This window comes from Microbacterium sp. LWH7-1.2, assembly GCF_038397755.1.
In the GTDB taxonomy this organism is placed as follows: domain Bacteria; phylum Actinomycetota; class Actinomycetes; order Actinomycetales; family Microbacteriaceae; genus Microbacterium.
Window position 1 is genome coordinate 1 of record NZ_CP151637.1, and the last position, 12,629, is coordinate 12,629.

Below are 12,629 nucleotides of genomic sequence, written 5' to 3' on the forward strand. Positions count from 1 at the left end.
CGAAGACCAGGTGGCCGCCGAGCTCGAGTACGCCTGGTGGCAGTCCGCCCTCGAGCTGCTGCTGCGCACCGACCGCGCCGTGCTCGGTGCGAACACCGCCGTCGTCGACCGGCTGGAGCGCGACTTCCGGCTCGTCGACGAAGCCCATGCCGCAGCATCCGGTCCTCTCCTCGCCGCCCATCTGGCGACGCAGTGGCGGATCGGCATCGTCGACCACCGCTCCGAGGCCGACGGGCTCAAGCAGGCGCTGAAGCGCGGCGCCATCACGCCGGCCGAACTCGCGATGGTGGCGCCCACCCTCTCGCGCACGGTGGCGCCGGTATGGCTCGCCTCGCCCTACGAGGTGCCGCGCATCCCCGAGGCGGTCGCGTTCGACGTCGTGGTGATGGCGGATGCTGCGGCCCTGTGCCTCGCCGAAGCATCACCGGCTCTCCGCCGGGCGGGCCAGCTCGTGGCGTTCGGCGACCCGGTGACGCAGAAGCCGACCCCGTTCCACGTCTCTGCGGGGTCTGCGATGTCGGCCGCCGTGCCGCCGGCCCCGGTCGGCGGGAGCGGCGCACCGGCCGACAGCGACGACGCGGACGAGGTTCCGTTCGACGGGACGAGCGTGTTCGAGCGTCTCGCCGAACTGCTGCCGGTCGAGACCCTCACCCGCAGCTACCGGGCCGGTGGCGAGGACCTCGCCGCACTCGTCAACGAGGCGTTCTACGGCGGCGAGCTCGTGTCACTCCCGTGGGCGGGGTCGTACCTCGGGCGCGGCAGTCTCGCGGTCGACTACGTCGAGGGCGGCCACGGCACGCCCGATCCCATCACGGGGGCTGTCGAAAGCCCCGACTCCGAGGTCGCCCGCGTCGTGACGCTCGTGGTCGAGCACGCCGTCAACCGCGGCACCGAGTCGCTCATGGTCGTCACCGCGAGCGTGCGGCACGCCGAACGCATCCGCGCGGCCGTCGAGGCCGCGTTCGCCGGGCGCTCCGACGTCGCCGACTTCGTCTCGCGCGACACGGCCGAGCCGTTCGCGGTGCTCACCCTGGAGGAGTCGGTCGCCGAGAGCCGCGACCGCGTCATCTTCTCGCTGGGCTTCGGCCTCACCAAGCACGGCCGCGTTCTCAGCGATTTCGGCGACCTGTCGTCGCCCGACGGCGAGCGGCTGCTCACCGTCGGCATGACCCGCGCGCGGCGGTCGATGGTCATCGTGTCGTCGATCCGCCCGTCGGCGTTCGACGACGGGCGCCTCGAGTACGGCGCCGCGACGCTCATGTCGATCCTGGGCGGAATCGCCGCCCGCTCGCGCGAGGCGCGCCTCGAGGACCTCGCCGACCCGCTCACGCGCGCCCTGGCCCGCGAGCTGCGCCGCGCGGGGCTCTCCGTGGACGTCCACTATCGCGGACTCCTGCCCCTCGTCGCGCAGTACGACGGCAAGGCCGTGGTGGTCGAGAGCGACCCCGAGACGATCGGCGAGTCGCTGCGTGAGTCGCTGCGGCTCCGCCCGCAGATCCTGCGGCGCCTCGGGTGGCACTACGTGCGCGTGCACTCGTTCGACCTCTACCGCGACCCGGCCGACGTCGCGCAGCGCATCGCCGCGATGCTGGGCGTGCCGCCCGACGCTCCCCGGGTCGACAACGAGACCCAGCCCATCGATGTCGTCGAGTGACCGCCAGCGGATCGAGCGCGTCAGGGGCTCCCGTCGCGCGAAGCTGACCCCCGCGCCGGGAACCACGACGGAGCCGATTCCAGCCGATGAGGACGCGGATGCCGAGCCTCCGCGCGACGCGGCACCGGGACGGTCAGCAGGACCGAACGACGAGCGGCTGCGGCGGGACGTCCCCCCGCACTATTGACGCGAGACGGGTCGCATTGACGCGGCTCGGGTCGAGATCCGGCCACGGGCCGGCTCTCAGCGTCGCTGGGTGGGCCCCTGGCTCTGCAGCAGGTCGCGGATCTGCGCGAGCAGCTCCTGCTCGGTCGGCAGCGGCTCGGCATCGGCCTGGCCGGCGCCGGCCTTCGCGGCCTGGCGGTCCTTCCAGTGGTTCATCGGCATGACGAACACGAAGTAGACGATCAGGGCGACCGCCAGGAAATTGATGATCGCGCCGATGATGATGCCGATGGCGAAGGTCGAGGTTCCGCCGGAGAGCGTCGGCACCTCCCACACCCAGCTGCTCAGGTCGCCCACCTGGAAGAGGACGCCGATCAGCGGATTGATGAATCCTTCGACGAGCGCGTTGACGATCGCGGTGAACGCGGCGCCGATGACGACCGCGACAGCCAGGTCGATGACGTTGCCGCGGAGAATGAACTCCTTGAAGCCCTTGATCACGGTGAACCCCCGGGGTGTCGGTCCCGCGACATCCTCGGGACCGTCAGGATCCGGATGACGCGGGCGAGGCCTTCGCCTCAGACTTCGATGATGTCGGAGCCGGCGCGGTCCCGCCACCGGACGCGTCGGACCCGCCCGTCTTCGCGCCCGCGCGGGAATCGGTGCGGTAGAAGCCCGAGCCGTTGAAGGTCACACCGATCGACCCGTACTCCTTGCGCAGGGCTCCGCCGCACTCGGGGCACTCGGTCAGTGTGGGGTCGGCGAAGGACTGCACCGCGTCGAAGCGGTGCCCGCACTGCTTGCAGGCGTAGGCATACGTAGGCATGGTTCTCTCGGTCTCCGGCTGTCAGCGCCGCGTGGGCGCAAGGGTGATGGTGCGCGTGGGCGTGACGACGCCGGTGACGCGCTCGTCGAGCTCGTCGCTCGGCAGCTCGTCCACGAACTCCGAGTCGAACACGACCGCGTAGACGGGAGGGCACCGCTCCATCGACCCGAGGGTCTTGTCGTAGAACCCGCGTCCCCAGCCGAGACGCATCCCGGTGCGGTCGACGGAGGCGGCGGGGATGATGAGGAGGTCGACGTCGTTGACCGCGATCGGTCCGAGCAGCTCGCCGACGGGTTCGGGCAGCCCGAACATGCCTTCGGCGATCTCGTCCTCGGCGCCTGCGACCGCCCAGTCGAGCAGGCCGTCGGTCCGCGTGACCGGAAGGAGGACACGGATGCCGCGGGCCACGGCATCCGCCACGAAGGAACGTGTGCCCGGCTCGGCCGTGGTCGACAGGAAGCACGAGATCGAGCGCGCGCCGTGCTCGGCGACGAGGGCATCCAGCTGTGCGTGGATGCCCGCCTCGGCGGCTTCGCGCGCCTGCGGCGAGAGGCACTGCCGCCGCTCGCGGAGTTCGGCGCGCAGGGCGCGCTTCGCATCGGCGATGGCGTCGGACATGGTGTCGATTGTACGGCGCGGAGTATCGCACACCGTCCGTTCGGACGAGAAGGCCTGATCGCCGCGCCTAGACTTTCAGCATGGCGCATACCTCCATCAAGGCAGTCATCCCCGCTGCGGGCCTCGGCACCCGCTTCCTCCCCGCGACGAAGGCGATGCCGAAGGAGATGCTCCCCGTCGTCGACAAGCCGGCGATCCAGTACGTGGTCGAAGAGGCTGCCCAGGCCGGCATCGACGACATCCTCGTCATCATCGGGCGCAACAAGAACGCGATCTCGAACCACTTCGACTCGGTCCCCGAGCTGGAGGAGAAGCTGAAGGACAAGGGCGACACCGACCGGCTGCACCGTGTGCTGGAGTCGAGCGACCTCGCCGACATCCACTTCGTGCGCCAGGGCGAGCCCAAGGGCCTCGGCCACGCCGTGCTTCGCGCCAAGGCCCACGTCGGCGACTCGTCGTTCGCCGTCATGCTCGGTGACGACCTCATCGACGAGCGCGACGAGCTGCTCACCACCATGATCGCGGAGCACGAGCGCACCGGCGCGGCGATCATCGCCCTCATGGAGGTCGACCCCGACCACATCCACCTCTACGGCGTCGCGTCGGTGGAGTCCACCGACGGCAACGGCATCGTGAAGGTCAACGGCCTCGTCGAGAAGCCCACGTCCGAGGATGCGCCGTCCAACCTGGCCGTGATCGGCCGCTACGTGCTGTCGCCGAACGTGTTCGAGATCCTCGAGCGCACGGAGCCCGGCAAGGGCGGCGAGATCCAGCTCACCGACGCCCTGCAGGAGCTCGCGGCGGACCCCGACGGCCCCGGCGTCTACGGCGTCGTTTTCCGTGGCCGTCGCTATGACACCGGCGATAGGGTGGACTACATCAAGGCCATCGTGCAGCTGGCGGCCGATCGCGAAGATCTCGGTCCCGCACTGCGTCCCTGGTTCAAGGATTTCGCGGCGAACCTCTGACGCCGCCCGTTCGAGGGGGTCTCGTGGATCTGTCGGCTCCCCGCAGGCACGGCTCGGTGGCGATCCGGCTCGTTCGCCAGCGCGACGCCCGCGTGCTGCAGAACGAGCTGCTTTCCAACCGCGGCTGGCTGCGCCCGTGGGAGGCGACGAGCCCGGACGGTCCCGTGTCGTTCGACATGCGCGTCGGCATCCGCCGGCTGCTGCAGCAATACCGCGACGGCGTCGGCGTGCCCTTCGTCATGGAGTCCGACGGTGAGGTCGCCGGCCAGCTGAACGTGTGGGGGATCGCCCGCGGCTCGCTGGCATCCGCCACGATCGGGTACTGGGTGAGTGAGCGCTTCGCGGGCCGTGGCATCACGCCGACGGCGGTGGCGCTCGCGACCGACATCTGCTTCTCCGAGCTGCGACTGCATCGCATGGAGATCTGCATCCGCCCCGAGAACCGTGCGAGCCTGCGGGTGGTCGAGAAACTCGGCTTCCGCTACGAAGGGCTGCGTCGCCGCTTCATCCACATCGACGGGGATTGGCGCGACCACTACGCGTTCGCCCTCGTCCGCGAGGACGTCCCCGAGGGCGTGCTCCAGCGCTGGGTATCGGGCCGCGTGCCCCAGGACGCGGCAACGGTTCCGCCCGCGGACCGGCTTCACGCATAAGTCGTCCGGTTGTCTGTTCTCCTCCCCGCCGGCGGGCAGTCGCGCATCGCCGTGCCTGACCACGCCAGAAATCCGTGTTGCGTGACACGCGGACGGATGCGAGGGACACCGCCGTCCGGTCGCCTACCGTGGTGACCATGGGCGGGCAGGTGTGGGGTGGGGGAGTCATCGTTCTCGTCGCCGTGGCCTTGTGGCTGCTGTACCTGCTGCCCTCGTGGCACAGTCGTCGCCAGTTCGATGCGGCCGAACGCAACGCCGTCCGCCTGAATCAGGCCCTTCGCGTGCTCGCAGAGACGAGCGAGACGCCCGAAGAGGTGCGGCTCGAGCTCAACGCCCGCACCGCTGCCGCGCAGCAGAAGCTCGCGAAGCGCGCCCTGGCCGAGCGCGAGCACGCGGCGCTCGAGGGCGCGCGCATCGAGCTCGAGATCGCCAGGAGTGAGCGCGAGGCGGCGGTGGCCGCCGCACGCATCGGGGTGGAGCGTGCCCGCACCGACCGCGTCGCCGCCGAGGCGGCCGCGCGCGTGGATCTGGAGCGCGCCCGAGCCGAGCGGGCCGAGGCTGCGGCGGCCGCCCGCTCCGATCTCGCCGCGGTCCGGTCCCTTCCGACGTCACGCCGTGCGCGCGCCCGGCGCCGGTTCCGGCTCGTCGCGACCTTCGCGGGCGTCGTCGGGCTCGGCGTCGCGGCGTGGGGCGTGTTCGAGACCATCACGGTCGGTGCGCAGACTCTGATGTGGGCGGGTGTCGGCCTGGTGGCAGCATCCGTTCTCGTCCTTCGCCAGCTGTCCCGCGTCGCCGCACGTGCCGTGTCGCGGGCGACGGACGCTGCACCCCGCCGCATCGCGGAGGTGCAGGATGTCGCCCTCGAGCGCGAGCAGCGCGAGTGGGCGCCCCGCGACCTCCCCCGCCCGCTCACGGCGTCGGCGGGCTCCCGTGCTGCCGCTGTCCTGGATGGCGAAGCCGCTCGTGCGGCGCTGCGGCAGGCCGCCCTCGAACAGGCCATGGCGGCCCGCGCCGCGGCGCAGCAGCCCCCCTCGATCGACGTCGCGCGGACTGCGCGCGCGGCTTCCGCGGAGTCGGAATACGCCCGCATGGGGTACGTCGACGACGCCGAGATCGAGGCGCACGTGCGGCAGCTGCTGACCCGCCGCGCAGCCGGCGAATAGGCCTCTCGCAGGGCCTCCGCGGATTCGGAGGGACTGTGGAACCGTGATAGTGTTTTCGAGGTTCAAGGGCCTGTAGCGCAGTTGGTAGCGCGCCTCGTTCGCATCGAGGAGGTCAGGGGTTCGATTCCCCTCAGGTCCACCGAAAGAAGACCACCGCAGTGCGGGGGTCTTCTGCGTTTCGGGTCCTGGCGGGCCGGGTGTGGCTCCGTCAGTCCGGTACGGCCTCCGCAGCGGCACGGGCCGCGCCAGGAAGAGCGTCGACGATGCGCGCGACGGCGGCGTCGTCGTGCGCGGCCGAGACGAACCACGCCTCGAACACCGACGGCGGCAGCGAGACGCCCTGGGCGAGCATCGCGCGGAAGAACGGCGGATAGCGGTATGCCTCCTGCGCCTTCACCGTGTCGTAGTCCGTCGGAGCCTCGGCCGCGAACTGGATCGAGAACAGGTTGCCCGAGCGCTGCACGACGTGCGTGACGCCGGCTTCGGAGAGAGCGGATGCTGCGGCGTCCGCGATCGTCGCCGCGGCGGCGTCGAGGCGCCCATAGGCGGCGTCGTCGAGGTGGTCGAGGGTCGCGCGCCCGGCGGCGACAGCGAGCGGGTTCCCGCTCAGCGTGCCGGCCTGGTAGACCGGGCCGAGGGGCGCCAGCAGCTCCATGAGCGCCGCGGAGCCGCCGATCGCGGCGAGGGGGAGCCCGCCGCCCACGACCTTGCCGAACGTGATGAGGTCGGGCGAGAAGGGCACCGGGTCGATGCCGTACCAGCCGGCGGGACCGACGCGGAAGCCGGTCAGCACCTCGTCGAGGATGAGCAGCGCGCCGTGCTCGTGCGCGATGTCGGCGAGTGCGGCGTTGAAGCCCTGCGCGGGCGCAACGATGCCCATGTTGGCGGGCGCCGCCTCGACGATGACCGCAGCGATGTCGTCGCCGTGTGCCGCGAACACCTCGCGGAGCGCGTCGAGGTCGTTGTAGGCGATCACGAGCGTCTGCGCGGCGATCGCTGCGGGAACGCCCGCCGAACCCGGCATCGCGAGCGTGGCCACGCCCGAGCCCGCCTCGGCCAGCAGGCCGTCGGAGTGCCCGTGGTAGTGGCCGGCGAACTTCACGATGAGGTCGCGTCCGGTCGCGCCGCGCGCGAGGCGGATCGCCGTCATCGTGGCCTCGGTGCCCGTGGAGACCAGGCGGACGCGCTCGACGGGGTGCGAGCCGTCGCGCGAGACGCGCGCGGCGATCAGCTCGGCCAGCTGCGTCTCGCCGGGTGTGCTCGCGCCGAAGCCGAGACCGTGGGCCGCAGCATCCTGAACCGCCTTCACGACGGCGGGGTGGGCGTGCCCGAGGATCGCGGGACCCCACGAGCCGACCAGGTCGACGTACTCGCGGCCCTCGACGTCGGTGACGTAGGGGCCCGACGCCGACACGAAGAACCGCGGCGTCTCGTGCACGGAGCCGAAGGCGCGCACCGGCGAGTTCACCCCGCCCGGCATGGCGCCGCGTGCCCGGGCGAATTCCTCTGCGTTCGTCGTCATCGGATCCACTCCGCAAGCTCCAGGGCCCAATAGGTCAGCACGGCATCGGCGCCGGCGCGGCGGATGCCGATCACCGACTCCTCGATCGCGCGGCGCCGGTCGATCCAGCCGTGGGCGGCCGCGGCCTCGATCATCGAATACTCGCCTGACACCTGATACGCCCAGACTGGGACGGGGCTCGTCGCCGCGGCATCCGCCAGCACGTCGAGGTAGCTCATCGCGGGCTTGACCATCACGATGTCGGCGCCCTCCGCGATGTCGAGGTCGAGCTCGCGTGCGCCCTCGCGGCGATTGGCGGGGTCCTGCTGGTACGTGCGGCGGTCGCCTTCGAGCGACGACTGCACGGCCTCGCGGAACGGGCCGTAGAACGCCGAGGCGTACTTCGCCGCGTAGGCCAGGATCGGGGTGTTGCCGTATCCGGAGTCGTCCAGCGCGTCGCGCACCGCCGCGACCTGGCCGTCCATCATGCCCGACAGGCCGAGCAGCTGCGAGCCCGCCTCGGCCTGCGCCACGCCCATGTCGCGGTACCGCTCGAGGGTGGCGTCGTTGTCGACGTATCCGTTCGCGTCGAGGACGCCGCAGTGGCCGTGGTCGGTGAACTCATCGAGGCACAGGTCCGTCTGAACGACGAGCGCGTCGCCCGCCTCGGCGACCGCGATCCGGGTCGCGACGTTGAGGATGCCGTCGGGGTCGGTCGCGCCGGAACCCACCGCGTCCTTGTGCTCGGGCACGCCGAACAGCATGATGCCTCCGATGCCGGCGGCCGCAGCATCCGTCACGGCTTTCTTCACGCTCTCGGTCGAGTGCTGCACGACCCCCGGCATCGACGAGATCGGCACGGGCTCGCCCGCCCCTTCGCGCACGAACAGCGGCAGGACCAGCTCGGCCGGGTGCAGGCGCGTCTCGGCGACGAGGCGCCGCATCGCGGGGGTGGCGCGCAGGCGGCGGGGACGGTCTGTCGGTTGGTGACTCACGGGCGTTCTCCCGTCAGGCCGGCGGCGCCGGCATCGAGCAGTTCACGGGCGACGGATGCCGCGACCTCGCGCGACGGATCGCCCTCGTCCTCGGGCCACACGGTGGCGTGCGACGATGTGAGGATCGTGGTCCCATCGAGGCTGTAGACGCTTGCCGAGAGCAGCAGGAGCCCCGCGTCGACGACGGCGCGCGCGCCGACGGGGGCGGAGCACCCCGCCTCGAGGAGGGCGAGCACCTCGCGCTCCGCTTCGACGGCGGCGCGGGTCTCGGCGTGGTCGAGCCGGTCGACGAGGCTCTCTTCGCCACGGCGCACCTCGACCGCGAGCGCGCCCTGCCCGGGCGCCGTCGGCCACCGGTCGGGGTCGAGGAACTCGGTCACGACGTCGGTACGGCCGATGCGGGTGAGTCCGGCGGCGGCGAGGATGACGGCATCCAGCTCCCCGCTCGTCACCTTGCCGAGGCGCGTGTCGACGTTGCCGCGGATGTCGACGATCTCGAGATCGGGGCGCCGCGCGCGCAGCTGCGCCATGCGGCGGGGGGATCCGGTGCCGACGCGGGCACCGGCGGGGAGCTCGTCGAGCGTGAGGCCGTCGCGGGCGATGAGGGCGTCGCGCGGATCCTCGCGCGCGGGCATCGCCGCGACGACCAGCTGGTCGTGCGGTGCCGTGGGGAGGTCCTTCAGCGAGTGGACGATGACATCGCACTCGCCGGCGAGGAGCGCGTCGCGCAGCGCCCCGGTGAAGAGCCCGGTGCCGCCGGCGCGCGACAGCGGCTCGTTCGAGCGGTCGCCCTCGGTCGTGATCGTGACGAGCTCGGTCGTGACGCCGTACGCATCGGCGAGGTCGTCTGCGACCATGCCGGTCTGCGTCAGCGCGAGGGTGCTCCCGCGCGTCCCGATGCGCAGGGTGGTCACGCCAGCACCTCGGCGATCTCATCGAGGCCGATGCGGCGGCCGGTGTAGAACGGCACCTCTTCGCGCACGTGGCGGCGGGCCTCGGTCTGGCGGAGGTCGCGCATCAGGTCGACGAGCTCGACGAGCTCGGGCGCTTCGAGGGCCAGGATCCACTCGTAGTCGCCGAGCGCGAACGACGCGACCGTGTTGCTCAGCACCGAGCGGTGCGCGGCTCCCTTGCGGCCGTGGTCGGCGAGCATCTGGCGGCGCTCGTCGTCGGGAAGGATGTACCAGTCGTACGAGCGCACGAACGGGTAGACCGTGAGCCACGCCTCCGGATCCTTGTCGCGCATGAACGCGGGGAGGTGGCTGGCGGTGAACTCGGCGTCGCGGTGAACGCCCATCGCGTTCCAGACCGGCTCGAGCGAGGCGAGCGGCTCGGCGCGGCGGAGGATCCGCAGCGCCGACTGCAGCACGTCGGGGGCGATGCCGACCCCGGTGAGCCAGATCATGAGGTCGGCGTCGGCCCGCAGGCCCGACACGTCGTAGAACCCGCGGACGACCACTCCGGATGCCTCGACCTCGGCGACCGCGGCGCTCAGATCGCCGGCGGGGGCGGGCGCCGAGGAGTCGCGGCGGAAGACCGCCCACAGGGTGTAGCCGAGGGTTTCAGTGGGGGAGTTCGCCGCGACGTCGGTCATGCTCCCATCTTTCCACCCTGCGGGACGCCTCCTGCCCGGAGGGGCCTTCGTCCCCGACACTCAGCGCGTTTCGACTGCGCGCGCCAGAGCGCGCTCCGCTCAACGAGCGGGAGGTTGGGACCGGCCTTCCCCTCCGGTCGTTGACCGAGCCCCTATTCCGCTCGTTGAGCGAGCTTGCGAGTCGAAACGCGCAGTCGAGACTCCCGAGCGCGGTCGCAAGGTCGGTTCAGCGGGCGAGGAGCTCGGCGGCGGTGCGCTCGGCGTGGGCGACGATCCCGGCGAGTCCGGAGCCGGCGACGGTCTCGCCGACCACGATCAAGTCGGACGGGACGGATGCTGCGGCCGGCCGCATCCAGAACACATGGGCCGCGTCGACCACGACCGGCAGCCGCACGGCGAGCAGCGCCTCGGCGTCGGCGACGGCCGCGGCGACCGGGTCGGCCGGGGTCGCATCGTAGGAGAGCCGGACCACGTGGCGCCCGCCGGCAGCTTCGCGGAGCCACTCCCACTTCGCGGTCGCATGCGTGAGCGCACGGGCGTTCACCGGTGCCCCGGCGGCCACGAGCAGTCCGGTGCCGCGCGGCGCAGCATCCAGCTCCTCCTGCTCCACGACCAGGGTCACGAGGTCGATGCGACGGCCGGGAGCGGCGGGCGACCCCGCACCGGGAGCCGCGACGATCACGGTGCCCTCGGGCGCGCCGAGGTCGTCGACCCGCGCGCCCAGCCGGATGTCGCCGCCGCGGCGCTCGAGGTCGTCGGCGAGGGCCGGTACGAGGCGGTTGACACCGCCGCGGATCCCCGCGACCGCGGCGCCCGGGGGAGCGGCCGCGCGCAGGCGCGTGACGGCTCCGCTGAGCGAGCCCACGCTCACGACGGCGTCGGCGAGCCCGGGGTGGGCGCGCGCGACCGGGAGCTCGTCGGGGTGCTGCGAGTGCACGCCGTGCACGACGGGGGCGACGAGCCGGTCGAGCATCTGCGCGCCGTGGCGCTCGCGCACGAGGGCGCCGAGGGTCGCCGGCACCTCGCCGACCGGCAGGGCGTCGAGATCAGCCGCACGCTCGGCCGCGGAGAGTCCGACGACGCGCACGACGTCGGCGGCGAGGGGATCCGCCGGGATGCCGAGCAGCGCGGTCGCCGGCAGCGGCACGGCGTCGCCGGTCGAGGGCTGCAGCCACGCCGGTCCGGGGGTGGGGGCGACGACGTCGCCGGCCAGGCCGAGCTCGGCGAGCAGCGCCTCGACCACGCCGCCGCGCACGGCGAAGCTCTCGGCGCCGGCATCCAGAGCGAGTCCGCCGACCTCGTGCCGCGCGACCGTGCCGCCGAGGTGATCCGAGGCCTCGAACACCGCCACGGAGGCGCCTGACGCGGCCAGCCGCCGGGCGACGACGAGCCCGGCCACCCCGCCGCCCACGACGGAGAAGTCAGCCATGCGCGTGCACGAACTCCACGATGCGCGTGAGCACCGTCGGGTCGGTGTCGGGCGGGACGCCGTGCCCGAGGTTGACGACGTGCGCGCGTGCGGCGCGGCCGCGCTCGAGGACGTCGATGATGTGCGCCTCGAGCACCGGCCACGGCGCGCGCAGCAGCGCCGGGTCGATGTTGCCCTGCACCGAGACGTCGGGGCCGAGCCGGCGCACGGCCTCGTCGAGGGGGAGGCGCCAGTCGACGCCCACCGTGTCGACGCCCACGTCGCGCATCGCGGCGAGCAGCTCGCCGGTGCCGACGCCGAAGTGCACGAGAGGCACGTCGAGGTGGCGCACGGCGTCCAGGGCGAGGGCCGAGAACGGGGCGACGTGCTGCGTGTAATCGGTGAGGCTGAGCGAGCCCGCCCACGAGTCGAACAGCTGCCCGGCCGACGCGCCCGCCTCGATCTGGGCGGCGAGGAACGCGCCGGTGATCCCGGCGCACCACGTCAGCAGAGAGGACCACGTCTCGGGATCGGAGTGCATGAGCGCCCGCGTCTTCAGCTGCTCCTTCGACGGGCCGCCCTCGACCAGGTAGGACGCCAGCGTGTACGGGGCGCCGGCGAAGCCGATGAGCGGCGTCGTGCCCAGTTCGGCGACGGTGAGCGCCACGGCATCGCGGATGGGAGCGAGCGCCTCGGGGTCGAGCGGGGGCAGGGACGCGACATCCGCCGCCGTCCGCACCGGGTTCTCGAGCACCGGGCCGCGTCCCGCCACGATGCGCACGTCGACGCCCGACAGGCGCACCGGGATCACGATGTCGCTGAAGAAGATGCCGGCGTCGACGCCGTGCCGGCGCACCGGCTGCAGCGTGATCTCGCTGGCGAGCTCGGGGTTCAGGCAGGCGTCGAGCATGTCGGTGCCGACCCGCAGCTCGCGGTACTCCGGCAATGATCGGCCCGCCTGGCGCATGAACCAGACCGGCGTGCGAGCCGGCCGTTCGCCGCGATACGCGCGTATCAGCGCGGGGGGATCGTTTCTCTGAAGGACGGAAGGGTGAGAGTCATGCAACGACACACGTTAAGATTA

Annotated in this window: 12 protein-coding genes, 1 tRNA gene and 1 pseudogene; 5 read left to right on the forward strand and 9 right to left on the reverse strand. The window is 72.3% G+C overall.

Annotated elements, in window-relative coordinates; genetic code table 11:
• A pseudogene (locus MRBLWH7_RS00005) lies at positions 1–1,654 on the forward strand (AAA family ATPase); the annotation flags it as partial.
• A 243-nt stretch (positions 1,655–1,897) separates the two neighbouring features.
• On the opposite strand, the gene mscL reads toward MRBLWH7_RS00005, so the two are convergent.
• The 3 genes from mscL to MRBLWH7_RS00020 are packed head-to-tail and all read right to left on the reverse strand — an operon-like array spanning position 1,898 to position 3,263.
• Positions 1,898–2,320 carry a large conductance mechanosensitive channel protein MscL gene (gene mscL, locus MRBLWH7_RS00010; RefSeq protein WP_341997935.1) on the reverse strand — a complete coding sequence of 141 codons (423 nt, stop codon included), beginning with the start codon at positions 2,318–2,320 and terminating at the stop codon, positions 1,898–1,900.
• 43 nt (positions 2,321–2,363) lie between these two features.
• Entirely contained in the window at positions 2,364–2,645 is a 282-nt protein-coding gene (locus MRBLWH7_RS00015; protein ID WP_341997937.1) for an FmdB family zinc ribbon protein, read from the reverse strand.
• Between the two features lie 21 nt (positions 2,646–2,666).
• Positions 2,667–3,263, reverse strand: a complete 597-nt coding sequence (locus tag MRBLWH7_RS00020) for a 5-formyltetrahydrofolate cyclo-ligase (RefSeq protein ID WP_341997940.1) — start codon at positions 3,261–3,263, stop codon at positions 2,667–2,669.
• A gap of 80 nt (positions 3,264–3,343) precedes the next feature.
• Here MRBLWH7_RS00020 and galU point away from each other — a divergent pair, with 80 nt between their 5' ends.
• The 4 genes from galU to MRBLWH7_RS00040 all read left to right on the forward strand — a co-directional run bounded on the left by galU (position 3,344) and on the right by MRBLWH7_RS00040 (position 6,186).
• Positions 3,344–4,231, forward strand: coding sequence for a UTP--glucose-1-phosphate uridylyltransferase GalU (gene galU, locus MRBLWH7_RS00025; protein WP_341997942.1), 888 nt, complete (start codon positions 3,344–3,346; stop codon positions 4,229–4,231).
• Positions 4,232–4,254: 23 nt separating this feature from the next.
• Positions 4,255–4,884 carry a GNAT family protein gene (locus MRBLWH7_RS00030; RefSeq protein WP_341997944.1) on the forward strand — a complete coding sequence of 210 codons (630 nt, stop codon included), beginning with the start codon at positions 4,255–4,257 and terminating at the stop codon, positions 4,882–4,884.
• A gap of 137 nt (positions 4,885–5,021) precedes the next feature.
• Positions 5,022–6,047: a large exoprotein gene (locus MRBLWH7_RS00035; protein ID WP_341997946.1), complete on the forward strand. Its 1,026-nt coding sequence runs from the start codon at positions 5,022–5,024 to the stop codon at positions 6,045–6,047.
• 66 nt (positions 6,048–6,113) lie between these two features.
• Positions 6,114–6,186, forward strand: a tRNA-Ala gene (locus tag MRBLWH7_RS00040).
• A gap of 69 nt (positions 6,187–6,255) precedes the next feature.
• On the opposite strand, the gene hemL is transcribed toward MRBLWH7_RS00040, so the two are convergent.
• The 6 genes from hemL to hemE all read right to left on the reverse strand — a co-directional run bounded on the left by hemL (position 6,256) and on the right by hemE (position 12,617).
• Positions 6,256–7,569: a glutamate-1-semialdehyde 2,1-aminomutase gene (hemL, locus tag MRBLWH7_RS00045; protein ID WP_341997948.1), complete on the reverse strand. Its 1,314-nt coding sequence runs from the start codon at positions 7,567–7,569 to the stop codon at positions 6,256–6,258.
• Entirely contained in the window at positions 7,566–8,543 is a 978-nt protein-coding gene (gene hemB, locus MRBLWH7_RS00050; RefSeq protein ID WP_341997950.1) for a porphobilinogen synthase, read from the reverse strand. Before hemB ends, hemL begins: the two co-directional genes overlap by 4 nt.
• The gene (hemC, locus tag MRBLWH7_RS00055) at positions 8,540–9,457 is read right to left on the reverse strand and encodes a hydroxymethylbilane synthase (RefSeq protein ID WP_341997952.1); all 918 of its coding nucleotides are present in this window, start codon (positions 9,455–9,457) and stop codon (positions 8,540–8,542) included. Before hemC ends, hemB begins: the two co-directional genes overlap by 4 nt.
• The gene (gene hemQ / locus MRBLWH7_RS00060; protein WP_341997955.1) at positions 9,454–10,137 is read right to left on the reverse strand and encodes a hydrogen peroxide-dependent heme synthase; all 684 of its coding nucleotides are present in this window, start codon (positions 10,135–10,137) and stop codon (positions 9,454–9,456) included. The genes hemC and hemQ overlap by 4 nt, the downstream gene beginning before the upstream one ends.
• Positions 10,138–10,363: 226 nt before the next feature.
• The gene (locus MRBLWH7_RS00065) at positions 10,364–11,566 is read right to left on the reverse strand and encodes an FAD-dependent oxidoreductase (protein WP_341997957.1); all 1,203 of its coding nucleotides are present in this window, start codon (positions 11,564–11,566) and stop codon (positions 10,364–10,366) included.
• Positions 11,559–12,617, reverse strand: a complete 1,059-nt coding sequence (gene hemE, locus MRBLWH7_RS00070) for a uroporphyrinogen decarboxylase (RefSeq protein ID WP_341997960.1) — start codon at positions 12,615–12,617, stop codon at positions 11,559–11,561. Before hemE ends, MRBLWH7_RS00065 begins: the two co-directional genes overlap by 8 nt.
• Between the last annotated feature and the right edge of the window lie 12 nt (positions 12,618–12,629).